Origin of the sequence: Methanoculleus sp., from assembly GCF_020696975.1 — an archaeon.
Classification (GTDB): Archaea; Halobacteriota; Methanomicrobia; order Methanomicrobiales; family Methanoculleaceae; genus Methanoculleus.
In genome coordinates, this window is sequence record NZ_JAJGBK010000003.1 from 1 (window position 1) to 19907 (window position 19907).

Genomic DNA, 19907 nt, shown 5'->3' on the forward strand with positions numbered 1-19907 from the left:
AGATGGCCTTCTACGTCTGGAACGACTGGACCGATCTGCAGGAGAAGAAAGAGGAGACAGAGAAGGTCGAACACCGCGTCGACACGATGATCAAGCAGAACCCGCTCGCGATCGCGACGCTTCGCCCGGACAAGAGCCGGATCGACATCAACGACGAGTATGCCCGGATGTGGCGGGGAACCCGGGAAGAGACCCTTGCAAAGAAGCTCTACGACTATGACATCACCATCCTTGATGGCGACCACTTCTACGCCTGCTACGAGACGAAGAAGCTCGCACGAACCGATGTCATGGTCAAGTGGCCCGACGGCGTGAAGAAGTACCTGACCTTGAACGCCATCCCCATCCTCGACGAGAAGGGCGAGATCGAGATGGCCTTCTACGTCTGGAACGACTGGAGCAAGCAGCAGGAGGAGATGGAGAGGATCAGGGAACTTCAGGAGCGGACGAACGTCATCGTTCAGGAGAACCCGATGCCGGTCATCGTCTGGAACCCTGATACGACCCTGAAGATGGCGAACAAGGCTTTCCTGAAACTCTCAGGATACACCGAAGATCAGGCGCTAAGACTCACCATCCACGACTTGAAGTATCTCTCCCAGTCGGGCCAGGGGGCTCTCGACACCCTGCGGAGCCGGCAGGCAAGCCACGGAGAGGCCACGATAGAATTCCCATCCGGCACCTACATCCTTGACAGGCACAACATACCGCTCCTCGACGGTACCGGCAATCTGGAATCGGTCCTCACCGTCTATAACGACGTCACCGAGCAGCGGGAGAGAGAAAGCCAGATCCGGGATCTGATGGAGACCGCGAAGCAGGAAGGCGAGAAACTCGGAAAGAGTGCCGAAGAACTTGGGAAAGCGCTCGCCGCAATGGCAAAAGGCGATCTGACGGCGTTTGTGAACGCAGAATCCAACGACCCACTGGAGAAGGTGAAGATCGATTACAACGCCTCGCTGACCGCCATCCGCTCCCTCCTCGGGGAGGTGGCAAAAGCAGCCCATCAGGTCGAGATGACCACAAAAGAGGTCAGCAAGAGCTCCGACGAGATCATCCGGGCCACAGAGCAGGTTGCCAGCTCGACACAGCAGTCGTCGGAGGATGCACGGCGGCAGCTTGAGAAGATCGAGGAGATCGGGAAGGATATCAACGATCTCTCGGCATCTATCGAGGAGATTGCTAGCACGTCGCAGGAGGTCATGGAGCACGTCTCGAAGGCCTCGAAGGAGGGGAACGAAGCAGCCTCCCTCGGCGAAGTCGCGACGAAGAAGATGCAGCTTGTCGAGGAGATCTCCAAACAGACCGTAGGCGAGATCAGCACCCTCAACAACCAGATGCGCGAGATCAATAATATCGTCAAACTGATCGCCGACATCGCCAACCAGACCAACCTGTTAGCGCTGAATGCCGCAATCGAGGCCGCCCGTGCCGGGGAGCACGGACGCGGGTTTGCCGTCGTTGCAGGCGAGATCCGGAACCTTGCCGGTGAGTCCAAGCGGGCAAGCCAGGATATCGAGGACCTGATCCGGACCATCCAGGCCAGCACCGAGAAGACCACGGGCTCCATGCAGGCATCCCACCAGGAGATCCAGGCAGGCATCGAGAGCGTCAACAAGGTCATTGAAGGCTTGAATCGGATCGTCAACGGCGTGGAGGTGGTCGCCCACGGCATCACCGAGATAACGAAGGCCACCGAAGACCAGGCAAACTCCACGAACGAAGTCATGCAGAAGATGGACGAGTCCAACAACATGACCAAGGAGAGCCTGACCCGCACCGAGGATATGGCGGCACTCGCAGAGGAGGTCAGCGCGTCGACAGAGGAGGTCGGGAGCGCATCGCACGAACTGGCAGATATGGCCGGACAGCTCGAGAAGATGATGAGGCAGTTCAAGCTGAACTGAGAAGAGAGAATGGCAGCATCCGTAGACGTGGTGGAGTTCCAGCTCGGGAAGGAACACTACGCACTGGATATCCAGATCGCACGGGAGATCGTGGAGATGATGCCGATCACTCCCCTTCCCCGTGCTCCCCGGTACCTTGCGGGAATCATCAACCTGCGGGGCGAGATCACAAACATCATCGACCTCAGAGATCTCCTTGGTCTTCCTGAATCAGAGGGGATCGAGAACCAAAAGATTGTCGTGCTGATGCCGGATGTGGCAGGCGGATCAAACGTGGGAATCATCGTCGATGATGTCCACAGTGTTATCTCGGTTCGCGATGAGCAGATGGAACGCATCAATGACGGTATTACGTCCTCGATTAGCGGTTATGTTAAAGCGGTCATCAAGATAGGGAATGAAGAGAATAATGAGGCAAAAACCCTTATTATCTGGCTCGATGTCCAGAAAGTAATCGATGATCTCGGACATTTCCAGAACACCCCATAAACCGGCAATCAGGTAAGAGAAGAACGCAGCATGGATGACTTTATATCGCTCCAGAGGAGCATCGAAAGACTGGTCCGGATCAAGTGCTCAAATTATAAAGAGGACTATATCAAACGGCGCATCCTCTCCAGGATGCGCCTGACAAACGCTACGGACTACGAAACCTACCACAAATATCTCCTGGCAAATCCACAGGAGGTTGACCTGCTCCGTAATGCCCTCACTATCAACGTCACCAAATTTTTCCGGGACCCGGAGGTCTTTGAGGTGATACGGCGGGAGATTCTTCCGGATCTCGCCCGCCGCAAGAAGTCAATCAGAATCTGGTGTGCCGGCTGTGCCACGGGTGAAGAACCCTACTCGATCGCCATCCTTGCACACGAGATGATGGCGCTCCACCGGGATATCAGCGTAACGATATACGCGACCGATATCGACACCGTGGTGCTGCAAAAAGCCATGGCCGGGATCTACGATCAAAAGGCACTTGAGAATGTAGATGAAAAGAGAGTCCGCAAGCACTTCATCAGTCACGAAAACGGCACGTTTGAAGTCCGCCCTCACATCAGAGAACTCGTCAAATTCCGGCAGCACGACCTGATGTCCGGCGTTCCTGCCGTGCGGTATGTCGACGCTGTCACCTGCCGAAATGTCACGATTTACTTCACCGAGAAACAGAAGAACGATCTTGCACATCTTTTCCACACGGCACTTGGCATTGACGGCTACTATATCATGGGCAAGACGGAGTACCTGGGAAGAGAAGTGGAACACCTTTTTGTCCCTTATAACGTTATGCAGAAGATACTGCAGAAGAAGGCACCCTGACGCAAGTGCATGAGTGAATATTACCAGCGGCGACCGGAGGAGTCTGTATCCGTGCCGGTTTCGTCAAATCTCGACATCTGGTGCATGAAGGCCTTCCGCTGCTGGTAACGCTTCAACTCGGAGATCAACAGGCAGAGGTTCACACCGACAACGACGATGATGAGCATGAGGCTGATCCAGCGCTGGCCGTCGTTCTGTGATGTGATGAATGTTGCTACGAGGAGCACCACGAACGAGAGCAGATAAAAGATCACCCATGTACGCGCTTCAGGAACTTCCATGCTCTCAATTAGACATTTGTATAGTCCCCATATTAACAGTTCCGCTATTAAATTTCACATGAGGCAGGACATAATGCCAAAATAGTATTCCTTAGAACCCAGCGTGCTGAACGGCGACCGTATAAAGGTCATTGCCAAGATTAATTCGAAGGTATTTTTAACTCGCGCATCCCTCTACATCTGTGGATAAAGGCGACATTTTGAGCATCCTTGCTGCCCTGCTCATCGTCTCTGTTGCAGGAATAGTGTTTCACCCCCCTGCAATGGAGACCGGGCCAGAAGCGCCGGTAAGCAACCCGCCTGAGAGCGTGCCGACACCCCCCATCACCGCCTCCCCTGCACCGACATTGCCCGTGCCACTTGAGCCCGCCAGGATCTCCTATACGACCGGGATCTGGAGTTACCCACGTTGCTATCTCCCTGACAACCTCACACAGTATGGCGGGTCCGACCCCCTGTGGAAGGAGAGTCCGGATATCGTTTCGTTCGCATATATCGAGGAGGCGAGGGGGGGCGTCACTGAGACGTTCCACGTGCCTTACACGGTCTGGAGACTGAACTGCAGTGTCTCTGCAACGGTAAGGCCAGAGGCAGCACACTTTCGGATGGCGCTCGTGGAGCGGGAGAGCGGGATGATTATAGAAGGGGCAGATCTGCGCTATCCGGGCACGATCGTCAAAAACGTAGAGCGGGGAGGTAAGGACTTCTACATCATCGTCAGCGTGGATGATGTCGACTCATACCGCATCACCCTGGAGACGCTCCCCGGATACCTCTGATTCAAATCTTTTCGATGGTGACCCTGACCCGGTCCCCGGCCCGCACACCGTGACCCTTCGGGACGTCGATGTTGAACCAGAGCACTTCCGGATTCTCATGGCTCTTGTCCTGAGACATGAGGCAGTCCTTGTGGTCGTTGATGGTTGCCACAAACTCGACGGGTGCTTCGAACTCAATGATCTTCATGCCGTAGAATAGAGCGTTCCTGAATAAAATTATGATGGACGGGGAGTAACACGCCACGTCGTACTGTTTGAATAACTCCAGCGCCTGATATCCAGTTCATCACAGATCTCTGAGAGGATGGCAAGGTTAATGCCGACCTCTTTTGCCGAAAGCCCCAGATCGGTTGCGATATATTTGGATTTGAAGTATGATTTTCCTGCTTTCAGCCCCGACTTGAGGTGATACAGGATCTTTCGCTGAGTGTCGCTATATCTTTCTTTAATACGATCTTTTGTTGACATTTACGAATTCCCTCAGAGCAAGTGGTTTTAGTGCAAACCAATATATAAATATATCTATTTGGACTCGTTAAATCGCAAGATGCGTATACAAATCACTGCATACAAATGGGCATCATCGTGTCTATCGGTAGGGTGAAGATCATGATTTGCATCATGAGAGGGCGACCGGCCACCGCCGGCGCGGATACCGGGGGGAGCGGCCCCTCTCGCGTCGGGACTGGTTGTGGATACCGGGTCCTTGATTGGGTGAACCACTCTCCCCCCTGCTGCCGGAGTGTTCTGCCATCACCTCCTGCGCCCGAGGATCACGACAAGGAGTCCGGCGGCTGCAATGGCCGCAATGACGCCGATGATCGAGAGGGGGGCTGCCGAAGTCGGGCTGGGATTTACCTGTGCCGCCTGTATCGGCGTGAACGTCGGCAGATCAACCGTGGACGTCTCTACAGGTGCTGTCCCGGTCGTTACCTCACCCGTCCCGATAGTGACGGGAGGTCTGGCCTCCGTGGTGGTGGCGTTGAAGGTCTCGTTCTCTAACGATCCGTTGACGGTCTCGTTATCGAGGCTCTCATCCCCCCGGGTCCCATTGATGGTCCCATTCTCCGGGGTCGCGTAGAACCTTTCATCCTCGAGGCTCTCGTTCTCCAGGAATTCGTTGTCCAGGGTCTCTATAGGGGTCTCCTCCAGGGTATCCTCAGGGGTAGCAGGTAGGGTCTCCTCCGGAGTCTCTTCCGGGGTATCCTCCAGAGTAGCAAGTAGGGTCTCCTCCGGAGTCTCTTCTGGGGTATCCTCCAGAGTAGCAAGTAGGGTCTCCTCTGGAGTCTCTTCTGGGGTATCCTCCAGAGTAGCAGGTAGGGTCTCCTCCGGGGTCTCGCCGGGTGTCGGAGGGAGTGTCCAGGTCAGAGGAGTCGAGGATGCCGTGCTCTGGGCCGCTACGGGAGACATAAGGGCTGCTGCCGCCATAAGCAGCACAACCAGAAATCCTCCCAGTGTCCATCGGTTTCCTGCCATGAGGACTCCAGTGAGACATAATTGTATTTTTATATTTCGGTCAACATCAAAACTCCCAGGCCGCTGACTGCCCGGTGCTGCCCCACGATGCGGTGATACCATACAGTTACCCGGCAGGGAACCTCAGAGGAAGATACCGGAATAGCGGGATAAAAGGAGAATATCGGCGGCCGGAAAGCCTCTTCTTGCGGCCGGTCTTTAAACAACAATCAATCGGCCGGCCAGCCGGGCCATACTGCCAAGCAAGAAAGAAGTAGCGATCAGATTGGTGCCTCACCAATCTTCTGGATCAGGCTCTCGACCACCACGTCACGCATCCCTTCAACGAACTTGATACTCCCGACGACAAGATGACCGCCGCCGCTCACGCCGCCGCCGGCGATCTCGCTATGCAGTTCGCGCACCATCCTGGGTATATTCATCATAACGCCGCGGGAACGCAGGACGGCAAAGTCCGGGCCGAACCCGATTGTCACGACCGGCTCTCCCGGGTGGGCTTTGACCAGCCGGTCGTGCACCTCCCCTGAGGTCTTCCCCGGCGGGGGGAACGTGAACCGGTGGGCAAACAGTTCCACATCGAGCATGAAGAGGTGAGCGCCGTTAGGAAGCATCCTGCTCTCGACGTGGGGCATGATGGCCTCGAGCTGCTCCTCGATCGCGTGATTCGCCTCTTCGACCAGCAGGTCGACGAACCGCTCATGGCGGTCGGGATCGCCGGAGAGGTTCAGGATATCCTTGATGATCTCCCTCCCGTCGCTGAACCGAAGCCAGAACTGCTCGTAGTCGAGCGCGAGCGCGATATCGCGGCAGTCGTCCTCGGAGTATTCAGGCGCGGCGAGCGCCAGATAGCGAGCGCGCTCCGGCGCCTCGCTCCGGTCCCCGACCCCCGCGATCGCCGGCAGGTGCCGGATCTGGTCCTCGATCGCCGGGTTGACCATACGGGCGACCTCCGTTCCCAGCATCCCGGCTGTGATCCCGTAATCGCCACCCACGTGGTAGGGGTTGACATGCCCGATCAGGTAATCGTCCACGATCTCGTCGGGGTGGTGGTGGTCCACGACCATCACCGGGAGACCGAAGATCCGGGTCACCTTGAGCGACGGCATATCCTCCTCAGTGGATCCGTTGTCCATCAGGAGAATCATCGGCATCTTCTGTCCGTAGCGGACGTTGTCCTTGAGCGCAAAGTCGAGATCCCGCGTGATGTCCTCGATCTCATAGAACGGGGCCTTGGACGGAGACCGCTTGAAGAGGAAGTACTCCGCGTCGAAGTCCCCACCGCTCTCCCGGAGCAGCGCGGTCACCGCCTGTTCGATGGCAACCGCGGCGCATATGCCGTCCGCATCCGCATGGTGCCGAAGGATGATCGGCCGCGCGGTCAGGACCGCCTTGCGGATCTCTTTTGCCACCTGGCGCATCTGCGGTCGAAGGGCAGAAAGGACATCGCTCTCCACCAGGAACGGGAGGTCGGGGGGTTCCGCGCGCCTGTCGAGCGCAGCATCGATCCGCTCCCGGACCCGTGCCGCATCCTCCGGCTCCATGACCGCCATGGACGAGACCTCGATCTGGAGCTGATTGTTGCGCTGCATCACCTCACCCGTGAGGGTGACGACATCCCCGAGGTTCACCTCAGGGTAGGCGCGGACGCCCGCCTCGATGAACGCAGCCGCGTTTGCGGTGCCGGATTCATCCACGACGGTGAAGATTGTCGGCCCCGACGTCTGCTTGATCTGGGCGACTTCACTCTCGATCAGCACCGTCCTGCCTATCTTCTTCCCGATATCGGCAAGGAGGACGCTCGTCGTCTTCTTGGTCACATTCCGGGTCTGGTAGACAGTCGGCGTGACCTCTTCAAGGTCGATGTTGCCGTTGCTCCGGATCTGGAGGACGTGGACGATGATCGGGTCACGCTCGGTATGCTGCAACTTCACGTTGCTCTTATGAACGAGCCCCTTGACCCGGTCATTTAACTGGACAAAGACCCCAAACGGAGCAAATCCCTGCACCCGCCCGAGATACGTCTTTCCTTCCTCCACCTCGTCGAGATCGCAGTTCGCTCCGAGGCGATAGACAATCGTATCTTCTGTATCTTCCATGCTAATTCACCAAATCATTCTTCGGGCAGCTCGACGGTGTACCCGGCAAGTTCATACAACCGGCACTCACCATCCCGTCTGCCCTTTGCTATGATAATATCACCGCTCTCCAGTCGGACACCCTTCCCCGGACGGTAGACCCACCGGTCGCCGTGTTTGATGGCGAGCACGACCATCCCGGTCACCGTCCCGAGCGACGCCTCCTTGAGGGTCCTCCCCACAAGCGGCGACGACCCTGCCACGGGTATCCGCGTGATGATCTCATCCGACTCCCGGACGATCTTTTTGAAGACCGGCGGGATCTCGATATCGCGGAGGAGGACGTCAACGATAGAGTGAGCCGAATCGCTGATGGCTTGGGCGAACGAGGACATGTACAGGAGGCCCCGGAGATAGCGCACATCCTCGATCTTTCGTGCCGCCTCGAGGATCCAGAGGTCCAGGTCGTAGCGCATATCATCAAGCGTCGAATCAAGGGCGACCACCTCGTGCGCCACGTCCTTGTTGTTGAAGAGGAGGGAGGTGTACGCGAGCCCCACAGAGAGCTCGGAGAGGTTCTTCATCTCGATGATCAGCTGGACCGCCCGGTCAAGGTCATCGACATCGCCTGCATGTGAGGGCTCAACCCGGGGGCGCTCCGCCATCCCCGCCATCAGAAAGAGGATATCCTCTCCGGCCTCCGGGCCCCGCGCGATCAGGATATCCTCGCTCTCCACCCGGGTGGTCTTGTCCGGATCGTAGATCCAGCCTTTGCCACGCCGGATGGCGATCACCTGCATCCCCGTCGTGCTCTGGACCTTGAGGTCACCGAGCGTGCGGCCGGCAAGTTCACTCCCCTGGCTGACGATAACCCGGGTGACGATCTCCTCAGCCTCGGGAAAGACGCGCTTGAGTTTTGCTGGAAACCTGATATCCTTCAGGATGAGTTTTGCTATATCCGAGGCCGAGTTCGCGATCCTCTCCGCGGCCTCGGCCACCTGGAGCATGCCGCTCATCGCCTCCGCCTCCTCGAGGCGCCTGGCGCCGAGGACGCTCTGAATTCTGGCCTGATAGACCAGTTTATTCATGCTTTCCTCGAGATTGATCACTTCAAGCGCTATCTCTTTGCTGTCGAAGAGTATCGCAGAGTACGAGAGATCAACCATCAGTTCAGAGACATCCTTCATCTCGATCAGGGCGTCTTTGAAGCTGATTGGCTGGTATTCACGTTCCATCATGGGTCTGTTAACCGTCGATTTCATATATCCTTTCACTGCAATAGCAGGCCAATCGCCGCCACAAGCGTAGCCGCACCGATCAGGTCGATCAGGCTTGTGATGACAGGGATTCCAAAGTTGTCGGGATCGAGACCATACCGGAACGAAAGGCTCGCTGTGACGTACGCCACGCCATTCACCAGTGTCATGACGACCAGACCCGCTGCAAGACTGATAGTGACCAGCATTCCAAGCCCGGGGCTGTTTAACCCCATGAGCACCGCCGCACCATGCGCGATGAGCGCCAGCAGTGGAAGCAGTATCAACGTATAGAGGTAGGAAATAATAAAATGATGCACAACGCCGCGCTCGGGGAGAAATGAGGGGTTGAGCTCGCCTGTGTGCATCTCTGTCGATAGACGTGACCCGAGGATGCCGCCTATCGACCCGAGGCCGCCCGTAAACGGCGGTATCAGGACGAGAAAGACCGCAAACGCCACCAGACGGTCGAGGTTGAGCGAGTAGGTCAGCCCGGCCAGCGTGCCGAGAGCGCTGAGCGGGATGAGGAGAAAGAGGTTCTCCCGGACGATCGCTCCGATCCCTTCCTGCCGGTTGCGGGTGTAGAGGAGGGTGGCGACGGCGACGGCAACCGCGACGGCCCCGGCCACCAGGCGCACCCAGGGAGAGAGGAGCATGATGAACGTCGCGGAGAGGACGAGGATAGGAAGCGTGACGATATCCCCGGAGGTGGTGACGGTCGGGGCGGCGATCATATCGAGGTCGAGGCCGTAGCGGTAACTTGCAAGGGCGACGACCAGCGTAATCCCCATCACCACAACCCCCGCGATAACACCGCTCGTGACCGATATCAGCACAAGATCGGTGACGCCCACGACGGGATACCCGAAGAGCAGGCTTGCCGCGTAAGCGAAGATGCCAAGGACAAACGCTATGAGAATCGTCACCACAAACGATGCGCGGATGTTGTCGCCAAGGACGGAGCCCTCCGCAAACTCGATGGAGAACTCTCCAAGATGCATCGACGAGGAGAGGCGGGATGCGAATACGCCGGCGATGCTCCCCCGGGTATGAATGATCGACGGCAGAAGTACCATCAGGCCGGGGATCAGCCCGAGGACTTCACGGACGGAACCAAGGTAGATGCCTGCAATGCTCAGGACAGCAGCGCTGAGGAGCAGAGCGCCAAGGCCGGTGAGAATCAGGCGGCTCTGGCTGGATAGGCCCTGCTCCATCACCATCACCGTCCATTCCCATCAACTCCGATACGGGATCTCCAGCGCCGCCAGGTCGGCCGGCAGGATCACGTCTCCCTCATAATGTCGCTTTGCATCGCGTATATGGTTTGCTGTGCTTGTATAACGGGAACTTATGTGCATCAGGGCAAGCATACGGGCATTTAAGGCCGCTGCCGCCTCACCCGCTTCCCCCGCGGTGGAGTGCAGGACTTCGCGGGCACGGCTGCTCTCCTGGTCGTCGAACGTGGCATCGTGGATCAGGAGATCCGCATCCCGCATCATCGCGGCGGTATCGGGCTGGCCCTGAAGCGGGCGAGTGTCGCCGGTATAGACAATCTTCCTCCCCGGGCGCGGATCACCCAGCACGTCGTCGGGCCGGACTGCGGTCTCGGTGCCGTCATGGACGACACGGACCTCCTCCCCGCGCTGGAGCCGCCCGAAGAGCGGGCCCGGCGGGACACCGAGCGCGATGGCACGCTCGCGGTTGAATCTTCCCGGCCGCTCGTCCTCCTCCATCACGTAGCCGAGCCCGGGGATGCCGTGAGACGTCGCGAACGCCCGGACGGTGTAGCCGTTGAAGGGCACGACTGAGCCGTGCTCGAGGGCGTGAGCGGTGACGGGGAACCCCCGGGTGTGGCGGCTTATCCTCTGGACGAGGTCGATGAACTCGCCGACCCAGGGCGGCCCGTAGATCGGGAGGGGGTCTGTCCGTCCCATGAACGCAAGCGTCTCGACGAGCCCGAAGACGCCGAGAAAGTGGTCGGCGTGCCAGTGGGTGATGAAGATGGCGTTCACGGTGAACCCGGTCCGGGCACGCATCATCTGCTGCTGGGTGCCCTCGCCGCAGTCAAAGAGCAGGGTGTCAGAGCCCCGCCGGATCAGGACCGAGGAGGGGTTCCTCTGCGGCGACGGGAGCGCTCCCGCCGTGCCGAGAAAGTGGACATGCAGTGTCTCGCCGGCTATACGAACCACTTCCTGAGTGCTGCAAGGCTTCGTTTCGCCTCTTCGAGCGTCCGGCCCTCGATGACGACCCGGCCGGAGTAGTCCCGGGCGATGACCCGCCCGGCCTTCTCCCAGTTGATGGTCCCGTCCCCGAGCGCCAGGTGCTCGTCCGACCGCCCGTGGTTGTCATGGATGTGCAGGTGATTGACCTCGCGGACATGCGCAAGGAACGCGTCAACGAGGCCGTTGGTGTTGGCGTGCCCCAGATCGAGCGTGATCCCGATCCCCGGTATCCCTTCCGTGAGGCCGAGGATCTCCTCGGGGTAACGGCAGAGGAAGTCTTTGATACTGATCATATTCTCGACGCATGCAAGGACACCGTGGTCCTCGGCGTACTTCCCGATCTCGACAAGCGCAGTCTTCTGCATCTCCCAGACCTTCTCGGGGACGAGTTTCCCGACAGGGGAGACGAACCCGGGGTGGAACGTCACCCGGTCGGTCAGGTCGGCAGCGTGGTGGATGCAGCAGCAGGTCTGGCGAATGGACTCACGCCAGATGGGGTAGTTCAGCGAGGCGAGGTTTAAGTCGCTATACGGAGCGTGAACGGTCGCAAGAAGGCCAGTGCTCTCAAGGTTATCCTGGATAGCAGCGAAGTTCTCAGGGTTATCCAGTCGGTACTTCCCATCGGCAACGATCTCCCAACCGGCATATCCCAGATCCTCGAGCCCGTAGATCCAGTCCCGTGACTCCCAGACTTTTGACGAGGATGAAAAATACGGAATAAGACTCATGCTATCCCTCCCAGCCGGCAGAGCAGGGCGCGGACCTCTGCAGTGAACTCCTCAAGGGTTCCCTCGTTCGTGATCCGGCAGTCCGCTTCCTCCAGAGCCCGGCCGAGTCCCCATCCGAGTTCCCGCTCGTCGCGAACCCGGAGTTCTTCAGCGGTGAGGGAGTCATCGGACCGGCCCCGGCCCGCAAGTCTCCGGTAACGGGTCTCAAACGACGAGGCGATCCCGATCAGCGTGAAGTCGCGGAAGTGTTCTTTGAACGTCGTCACCTCGTAATCTCCCCGAATACCGTCCACCAGGACGACAGGAGCGCCAGTTGCCTCGATGGCCGGGATGGTGATCCGGGCGATGGCGTCCATGCCGAGGTCTGCGCGTAACTTCCCCGCGATTGCACCGCAGTTCGTATCCGTCAGGGGAAGCCCGGCCTCCTTCACCCGTTCGCGTATCGCGTCCCCCATGACCACGACGGGAATCCCGAGGTCGCGGGCGATCCGTGACACCTCTCCTTTCCCGCTCGCCGGCATGCCAACGATTCCAATAACCTTCATCAGGGCTTCTCCATCTTATTATACTCTATCCAGAACAGCGGACCGGGCCGGTGAGAGGCCGGCTGCAGATTCCTGGCGCGCCCAGGCCCCGGCTCCTGTGATGCAGGTTGTGGCGGCCGCCACAAGCGTCTTCATAACCGTGCGTTCCCGACGCTATTATGCTTAACGTCATCGCTGCATCGGCAGAACCGGGAGTGGTACGCCGCCGGAAATCTACCGCTCCGGGTCGTACCCGACCTCCCCGTCTTCCCGGGTCCGTATCCGGACCTTGCGGCCGAGCGGCGCTGCTGCCGCCTCGAGTTCCTGCCGGGCCAGAGGAACGAATCCGGGAGCGACTCCCTGCTGGAGCACAAGGTCCAGTCCGCGGGCAGCCTCCGCGATGGGCGGGAGATCGCCCTCGCGGCCCCGGAAGAGAGTGATCACGATCTCGCATGCCTCAAGGCTGCCGTCGATCTTCGCCTTCCTGCAGAGGTCAAGCGACTGTTTCACCTCATCGGCGGCGGCAAGCCCCAGGAGGTCGTCATAGCGCTCCCACGTTGTCTTGATATCGAGCGCGATCATGTCCACGAGATGACCCTCAAGGAGGGCCTCAATAACCCGGGGAAAGATGCCGTTTGTGTGCAGGCCCACAGAGAGCCCCATTTCGCGGGCGGCGGCGGCGAGGCGCATGAGCACAGGCCCCTGCAGGGTGGGTTCCCCGCCCGAGAAGACGACGGCGCCTGCAAGCGTGCGGGAACTCCGGATCATCGCGATGATCTCGTCTGCGTCACGCAGGTCCTCACCGCCCTGGAGGGCGACGTTGTGGCAGTAGAAGCATCGTGCGGGGCACCCTCTGAGAAAGACGGTGCAGGCCGCCCGTCCACGCCAGTCGACGGTGCTGATCGGGACAAAACCTCCGAAATTGACGTGCAAGTAATCACCAGGCGTTAAAGAAATGCTCCGTTATTTCTTGTAAGCCTTGGCTTTCCGGCTATGAAAAAAAAGATCTGAATAAGGTAAAGTAAAGTTTACTTGTTAAGAGAGCAAGCCAGATTTAGCCCGGATCCCAAAAACAAGCCTTTATCAACTCTTTTCCTCAAATATAAGGCCATGGGTCTCATAGAAGACGCCCGACACGGCGTCGTCACCGAGGAGATGCGGATCGTCGCAGCAGCTGAAGGTGTAACCGAGGAGTTCGTCAGGCGCGGCGTGGCCGAGGGCCACATCGTCATCCCGGTATCCCCCTACCGGAAGGTGAAGATCTGCGGTATCGGCGAAGGGCTCCGGACGAAGGTCAACGCGAGCATCGGGACGTCGTCGGATATCGTCGACGTCGATATGGAGGTCGAGAAGGCCCGGCAGGCCGAGCGTGCCGGCGCCGATACGCTGATGGAGCTCTCCACCGGCGGCGACTTTGCGGAGATCCGGCGCCGGGTCGTCGAGGCGACCTCCCTCTCGGTCGGGTCGGTCCCGCTCTACCAGGCATTCATCGAGGCCGCCCGGAAACATGGGGCGGTCGTCCACATGGAGGAGGACGACCTCTTCCGGATCACGGCGGAGCAGGCGAAACTCGGGACCAACTTCATGGCGATCCACACCGGGATCAACTACGAGACGATGAAGCGCCTGCAGAACCAGGGACGGCACGGCGGCCTCGTCTCCCGGGGCGGCGCCTTCATGACGGCATGGATGCTCCACAACGAGAAGGAGAACCCACTGTATTCCGAGTTCGACTACCTGGTCGAGATCTTGAAAGAGCACGAGGTCACCCTCTCGTTCGGCAACGGTATGCGGGCGGGTGCGGTCCACGACGCGACCGACCGCGCCCAGATTCAGGAACTGCTCATCAACGCGGAACTCGCGGACAAGGCGCACGCCGCAGGTGTCCAGACGATCGTCGAGGGGCCGGGGCATATCCCGGTCGACGAGATCGAGACGAACGTCGTCCTGCAAAAGCGGGTCACGAACAGAAAACCGTTCTACATGCTCGGACCGCTCGTCACCGATATCGCCCCCGGCTACGACGACCGGGTGGCCGCAATCGGGGCCGCGCTCTCCTCCTCCTACGGCGCCGACTTCATCTGCTACGTGACGCCGGCGGAGCACCTTGCGCTCCCCACGCCCGAGGAGGTCTACGAGGGTGTCATCAGCTCGAGGATCGCCGCCCACGTCGGGGATATGATCAAGCTCAAGAAGCGCGACGCGGACCTCGAGATGGGCCACGCCCGCCGCGACCTCGACTGGGAGCGACAGTTTGCGGTCGCGATCAATCCCGAACGCGCCCGGGCGATCCGGGACGAGCGGATGCCGGCCGACGCCGACGCCTGCACGATGTGCGGGGACTACTGCGCGTTGAAGATTGTTGGAAGGCACTTTAATTTCTGATGGGGAGGGGGGAGCGGGGGCGCTCCCTCCGGGATCTCTTTTTAGGTTTTTTCGGGTAGCGGAGGGTGCTTGTTTGTGCAAGTGGATCTGACCCGAGATGCCCCTGACAATCCCACGGCATCAAACGGCCTCTGTAGCACCTGTCTATCCCACAGTCACGTAACCCCGTCACGGCTTTCGTGGGGGTATCGCCCTTGGGGGAGGGGCTGACGGGGAGTGCGAGCGTAGCGAGCTTGAGCACCGCAGGTGCAAGGGGGGAGAGTCCCCCCTCCCCTGTCTCCGCCTCACAGATTTGCCTATGATCCCCACCCCACCCGGCCTTCGGCCTCCTCCTCCGCACCTGCGGTGCTCATGCTCCGCTCTTTCAGAGCATCGCACCCCGCCCCACAGGGGCGGAGGCAGTGAATGGCGATACCCACACGGTCCAGTGTACCTGGATCGCAGACAAATATCAGTCCAATATACTCGCACACAAGAACACCCGAACTTCCCTACATCAAAAACCGCACCATTATCGCCCCGCCCCATCAAAATACCCATAAGAGGTCACCCCAATGAAACCCGAACATGAGCAGTTAGTCAACGACTTCCTCACCCACGCCGACGACCTCGGCGACGACATCACCGGCGACGTAGAGGAGATGCTCGGCGTCGTGCCATTCATCTTCACCATCCTCCGGGACCGGCCCGACGTCTTCGCGCTCGCCGCCATCGCTGATTACCGGATCTCACGGCCGGACTCTCTCGACGCAAAGACCGCCGAACTCATCGCCGTCGCGGCCGCCGCCGGTGCAGGGGCCGAGAGCTGCCTGAAGGTCCACATGGGGGCCGCCCTGAAGGAAGGCGCGTCCCGCGACGAGATCCTCGACGTATTGTTGATCGCCGCAATGATTGGCAAAACCCGGGTCCTTGCCTCCTCCCTTCGCCGGTTCAGAGAGGTCTGCGGCGAAGGGCCGGGAGCAGAGAAGTGACCCCCCTCGGCCCGGAGCATGCATACTTTATGGTCTGGTTGAGCCAAAACTCTCTGCAATGAGCCAGACAAAGGCGGTCCTCCGCGAGCAGGCAAAGGAGGCCCGGTTCCACCTCTCACCCGAAGAGATTGCCGCGTACAGCAGCAGTATTGAAGAGCGGCTCCTTGAGATCCTGAATGGGTTTAAGACCGTCATGGTCTACGTTGCAAAGGCCCCAGAGGTCGAAACCGGCGACTTGATCGCGGAATTGAACCACCGGGGCGTGCGGGTCGTCGTGCCCATCATCGAACGGGAGACCTGCAGCCTCCGCCTCTCCTACCTGCCGGACCCGGCGGTCCTCGTCCCGAGCACGTTCAACGTTCCCGAACCGATCGGCCACGAGCTTCCAGCCCGGCCCGAGGATGTCGAGGCCGTCGTCATACCGATGCTCGCCTTCGATGCCGAAGGGAACCGGCTCGGCTACGGTGCGGGGTACTACGACCGCTTTCTCTGCCGGTACCCGCACCCGCAGAAGATCGGCATCGCGTTCTCCTGCCAGCAGATGGAGAGTATTCCTGCCGACGATAACGACGTAAAGATGGATTGCATCGTTACAGAAAAGAGGATCATCCGGTACAAACAGAATTGACACAGTAGTAAAATATAAATATGTGATTGACTTACCTATGGTAAACATAACAGGAGAGGAAATCACATGGCAACCATCGATTCTGTTGAGGTGACCATCAAGGAGGCGGCGCATGAAGACGCCGGCCGGGGGATCGCCAGACTGAGCATCGACACCATGAAGGCACTTGGCCTCGTCAGCGGCGATGTCGTCGAGATCGAGGGGCGCCAGAAGGCGGCCACCCTCATCTGGCCCGGCTTTCCCCAGGACACCGGTAAGGCAATCCTGCGTATCGACGGCAACACCCGGAGCAACGTCGGAGCCGGGATTGACGACAACGTCCGGATCAGGAAGACAGAGGCCGGATACGCAAAGAAAGTCACCATCCAGCCCACCCAGCCCATCCGTCTGGTGGGCGGGGAGCAGTACCTGGGAAGGATCCTCCGCGGCCGGCCGGTCACCGAGGGGCAGCTCATCCGGGTCAGCATCCTTGGCAACCCGCTCACGTTCGCGGTCTCCAGGGTGGCACCGAAAGGCATCGCCATTGTCACCGACAGCACCGAGATCGAGCTGAAAGAGACCCCATACGAGCCCAAAGAAGGGCAGCGGGAGGTGGCGGGCGACGTCCACTACGAGGATATCGGCGGTCTCGACCGCGAGCTGCAGCTCGTCCGGGAGATGATCGAACTCCCGCTCCGGCATCCCGAACTCTTCGAGCGCCTCGGCGTCGAGCCCCCGAAAGGCGTCCTGCTCTACGGCCCGCCCGGAACAGGGAAGACACTGATCGCAAAGGCCGTGGCAAACGAGGTGGATGCCCACTTCATCACGCTCTCAGGCCCCGAGATCATGAGCAAGTACTACGGCGAGTCCGAAGAGCGCCTGCGTGAGGTCTTTGAAGAAGCCCAGGAGAACGCGCCCTCGATCATATTCATCGACGAGATCGACTCGATCGCGCCCAAGCGCGAAGAGGTGAAGGGCGAGGTCGAACGCCGGATCGTCGCCCAGCTGCTCGCCCTGATGGACGGATTAAAGACCCGGGGCCAGGTGGTGGTGATCGCCGCAACGAACCTCCCCGACATGATCGACCCTGCGCTGCGGCGCGGCGGCCGGTTCGACCGCGAGATCGAGATAGGCATCCCGGACACCAAGGGGAGGCAGCAGGTCTTTCAGATCCACACGCGGGGCATGCCGCTTGCCGACGACGTGAACCTCGAAGACTACGCCCGCTCCACGCACGGCTTTGTCGGGGCCGATATCGCGCTGCTGGCAAAAGAGGCTGCAATGCACGCGCTCCGCCGGATCATCCCCCAGATCAAGATCGAGGAGGAGATCCCCGCCGAGATCATCGACCAGCTCCGTGTGACAAACGAAGACTTCATCGAAGCGCATAAGCACGTCGAGCCGAGCGCGATGCGAGAGGTGCTCGTAGAGATCCCCGATGTCAAATGGGAGGACGTTGGAGGTCTCGAAGACGTCAAGGCCGAGCTCGCGGAGGCCGTTGAGTGGCCGCTCAAATATCCGGAGATATTTGCATCGCTCGACACCGAACCCCCCCGCGGCATCCTGCTCTTCGGCCCCCCCGGAACGGGTAAGACGCTCCTTGCAAAGGCGGTCGCAAACGAGAGCGAAAGCAATTTCATCTCCGTAAAGGGGCCGGAACTCCTCTCGAAATGGGTCGGGGAATCGGAACGCGGCGTTCGTCAGGTATTCAGGAAAGCGAGGCAAGCAGCACCGTCGATTATCTTTTTCGACGAGATTGATGCGCTTATGCCGAAACGCGGATCTTATATAGGATCATCTCACGTAACTGAAAGTGTGGTAAGCCAGATCCTGACAGAGCTCGACGGCCTCGAAGAGCTCAACAATGTCGTGGTTCTCGGCGCTACCAACCGCCCTGACATGTTGGACGAGGCGCTGCTTCGCCCCGGCAGATTGGACCGGATCATATACGTTCCGCCGCCTGACCGGGACGGCAGAAAGAAGATCTTCGAAGTCTACCTCAAGAACAGGGAGATCCTTGCAAACGACGTCGACACCGACGAACTGGTCGACAGGACCGAGGGCTACGTCGGAGCCGATATCGAGGCACTGGTCCGTGAAGCAAAGTTATCCGCCATGCGCGAGTTCATCGCCGCGATGGGCAGGAAGACCGAGGAAGAACGGCGCCAGGCGATCGGCAACGTAAAGATCACGAGGAAGCACTTCGAGGACGCCCTCACCCGCGTAAGAGGCACACTGGATATCGACCGGCTGGAGGAGAACGAACGCCACTCCTGGCAGATCCTCTACAACCAGGAGCAGCGGTCGGCCCTTGAAGAGGCCGTCTCGACCATCCACCGTGCCGGGATGCGGGAGACCGGGAAGATCGAGCAGGAAGTCAAGGATATGACGCAGGCCCTCAGAGAAGCGGTCTACGCGAGAAAGAAAGACTTCAGTGAGATCAAACGCCTCACAAAGGAACTAAAGGCCAGAATAGAACGCCCGCTGCCCCAGACGGCTATGGCGTTCTGACGGGAGCGCCCCACCCCCCCGGGGCGTTCCCTCATCAGCAGAGTTAGAAACCACGTGATATACATGAGTGACAACACACCAGAAGACATCTTCCAGCAACTCAACGAACTGATGAAACGCCTCATGGAGCAGGGGCTCAAAGAGCAAGGAGACCAGAACAGGCCGTTTGCCTACGGGTTCAAGATCATCCTCCACGACGCCGGCAAACCGGAGACCCCGGCAAAGGAAGCAGAAGAACCCGCAGCAGCGCCGGCAGAACACTCGTCAGAGGGAAGCATCGAGCCGATAGCAGAGATGTACACGACCGATGATGACGTGACGGTGGCAGTCGATCTCCCGGGCATCGAGAAGGAAGCGATTCACCTATCACTCATCAATGGCACACTGACGATCATCGCCGGCTCAAGCCAGCTGACCTCGGTAGAGATGCCAACCGTGGACGCCGATTCCATGCAATCGAACTACAAGCACGGCGTCCTGGAGGTCAAATTCTCCCGGGGCAAATCGATCCATATAGACTGAGCACGCATGCTTGCCGGGAGGGACGAGATGATTGTGCCGGCAGATGGCAGCACCCCTTCTTTTCGCCTCCCTCAAGGGCGTTGTCCCGGCTCCTTTCATCGGAGAGAACGCGCGACCGCAGCAGGAGCCACCACCCCCATCCCTCCAGAACAAAGCGCCTACAGGCCTTCTAACCACTCTCCCGGCCACATCATCAGCCAGAAAGAGAAAAAGGCCGAACAATAGGCCTGGTGCCGCCTTCCACTGCCTGTGCTGTGCAGGAACCGGATCACAGGAAGAAAGAGCGAACCGCTATATGGGTTGCCGCAGCCAACCTTTTTTCAAGGCAACAACACCTACATATACA

General features: G+C 59.4%; 20 protein-coding genes. 9 read left to right on the forward strand and 11 right to left on the reverse strand.

The genetic code is table 11. From position 1 onward, the window contains the following. From QZ650_RS00290 to QZ650_RS00300, 3 genes are all read left to right on the forward strand, one after another. Positions 1–1907 (forward strand): PAS domain-containing methyl-accepting chemotaxis protein (locus QZ650_RS00290; protein ID WP_292522439.1); only part of this gene is annotated, 1907 nt, incomplete at its 5' end. Between the two features lie 9 nt (positions 1908–1916). After that, positions 1917–2396, forward strand: coding sequence for a chemotaxis protein CheW (locus QZ650_RS00295; RefSeq protein ID WP_292517716.1), 480 nt, complete (start codon positions 1917–1919; stop codon positions 2394–2396). Positions 2397–2426: 30 nt separating this feature from the next. Further along, entirely contained in the window at positions 2427–3224 is a 798-nt protein-coding gene (locus QZ650_RS00300) for a protein-glutamate O-methyltransferase CheR (protein ID WP_292517713.1), read from the forward strand. A gap of 20 nt (positions 3225–3244) precedes the next feature. Here the strand turns inward: QZ650_RS00300 and QZ650_RS00305 are convergent, their stop codons facing one another. After that, positions 3245–3505: a hypothetical protein gene (locus tag QZ650_RS00305; protein ID WP_292517710.1), complete on the reverse strand. Its 261-nt coding sequence runs from the start codon at positions 3503–3505 to the stop codon at positions 3245–3247. 182 nt (positions 3506–3687) lie between these two features. Between QZ650_RS00305 and QZ650_RS00310 the strand changes: the two genes are divergently transcribed. Next, the gene (locus QZ650_RS00310; protein ID WP_292517707.1) at positions 3688–4284 is read left to right on the forward strand and encodes a hypothetical protein; all 597 of its coding nucleotides are present in this window, start codon (positions 3688–3690) and stop codon (positions 4282–4284) included. A gap of 1 nt (position 4285) precedes the next feature. Here the strand turns inward: QZ650_RS00310 and QZ650_RS00315 are convergent, their stop codons facing one another. The 10 genes from QZ650_RS00315 to QZ650_RS00360 form a co-directional block, all read right to left on the reverse strand. Beyond that, positions 4286–4471, reverse strand: coding sequence for a hypothetical protein (locus tag QZ650_RS00315; protein ID WP_292517702.1), 186 nt, complete (start codon positions 4469–4471; stop codon positions 4286–4288). A gap of 29 nt (positions 4472–4500) precedes the next feature. Continuing rightward, a complete protein-coding gene (locus tag QZ650_RS00320; RefSeq protein ID WP_292517699.1) occupies positions 4501–4752 on the reverse strand; it encodes a hypothetical protein in 252 nt (83 codons plus the stop codon). Positions 4753–5037: 285 nt separating this feature from the next. Continuing rightward, positions 5038–5760 (reverse strand): hypothetical protein, encoded by a 723-nt coding sequence (locus tag QZ650_RS00325; RefSeq protein WP_292522440.1) that lies wholly within the window; start codon positions 5758–5760, stop codon positions 5038–5040. 260 nt (positions 5761–6020) lie between these two features. Next, the gene (locus tag QZ650_RS00330; RefSeq protein WP_292517692.1) at positions 6021–7856 is read right to left on the reverse strand and encodes a DHH family phosphoesterase; all 1836 of its coding nucleotides are present in this window, start codon (positions 7854–7856) and stop codon (positions 6021–6023) included. 14 nt (positions 7857–7870) lie between these two features. Then, positions 7871–9073, reverse strand: a complete 1203-nt coding sequence (locus QZ650_RS00335) for a potassium channel family protein (RefSeq protein ID WP_292517690.1) — start codon at positions 9071–9073, stop codon at positions 7871–7873. A gap of 32 nt (positions 9074–9105) precedes the next feature. Beyond that, a complete protein-coding gene (locus QZ650_RS00340) occupies positions 9106–10305 on the reverse strand; it encodes a magnesium transporter (protein ID WP_292517687.1) in 1200 nt (399 codons plus the stop codon). A gap of 21 nt (positions 10306–10326) precedes the next feature. Continuing rightward, positions 10327–11280, reverse strand: a complete 954-nt coding sequence (gene rnz / locus QZ650_RS00345; RefSeq protein ID WP_292517684.1) for a ribonuclease Z — start codon at positions 11278–11280, stop codon at positions 10327–10329. Continuing rightward, a complete protein-coding gene (locus tag QZ650_RS00350) occupies positions 11268–12041 on the reverse strand; it encodes a sugar phosphate isomerase/epimerase family protein (protein ID WP_292517681.1) in 774 nt (257 codons plus the stop codon). The genes rnz and QZ650_RS00350 overlap by 13 nt, the downstream gene beginning before the upstream one ends. Then, complete coding sequence (locus tag QZ650_RS00355; protein ID WP_292517678.1) at positions 12038–12586, reverse strand: dephospho-CoA kinase; 549 nt, start codon at positions 12584–12586, stop codon at positions 12038–12040. The genes QZ650_RS00350 and QZ650_RS00355 overlap by 4 nt, the downstream gene beginning before the upstream one ends. A gap of 213 nt (positions 12587–12799) precedes the next feature. Next, positions 12800–13498 carry an anaerobic ribonucleoside-triphosphate reductase activating protein gene (locus QZ650_RS00360; protein ID WP_292517675.1) on the reverse strand — a complete coding sequence of 233 codons (699 nt, stop codon included), beginning with the start codon at positions 13496–13498 and terminating at the stop codon, positions 12800–12802. A 177-nt stretch (positions 13499–13675) separates the two neighbouring features. On the opposite strand from QZ650_RS00360, the gene thiC reads away from it, so the two are divergent. The 5 genes from thiC to QZ650_RS00385 all read left to right on the forward strand — a co-directional run bounded on the left by thiC (position 13676) and on the right by QZ650_RS00385 (position 19561). After that, the gene (thiC, locus tag QZ650_RS00365) at positions 13676–14950 is read left to right on the forward strand and encodes a phosphomethylpyrimidine synthase ThiC (protein WP_292517672.1); all 1275 of its coding nucleotides are present in this window, start codon (positions 13676–13678) and stop codon (positions 14948–14950) included. Positions 14951–15504: 554 nt separating this feature from the next. Then, positions 15505–15921 (forward strand): carboxymuconolactone decarboxylase family protein, encoded by a 417-nt coding sequence (locus QZ650_RS00370; protein WP_292517669.1) that lies wholly within the window; start codon positions 15505–15507, stop codon positions 15919–15921. Between the two features lie 58 nt (positions 15922–15979). Continuing rightward, positions 15980–16549 carry a 5-formyltetrahydrofolate cyclo-ligase gene (locus tag QZ650_RS00375; protein ID WP_292517665.1) on the forward strand — a complete coding sequence of 190 codons (570 nt, stop codon included), beginning with the start codon at positions 15980–15982 and terminating at the stop codon, positions 16547–16549. A gap of 66 nt (positions 16550–16615) precedes the next feature. After that, a complete protein-coding gene (locus QZ650_RS00380; protein ID WP_292517662.1) occupies positions 16616–19039 on the forward strand; it encodes a CDC48 family AAA ATPase in 2424 nt (807 codons plus the stop codon). A gap of 63 nt (positions 19040–19102) precedes the next feature. Next, positions 19103–19561, forward strand: a complete 459-nt coding sequence (locus tag QZ650_RS00385; RefSeq protein ID WP_292517659.1) for an Hsp20/alpha crystallin family protein — start codon at positions 19103–19105, stop codon at positions 19559–19561. The last annotated feature ends 346 nt before the right edge of the window (positions 19562–19907 follow it).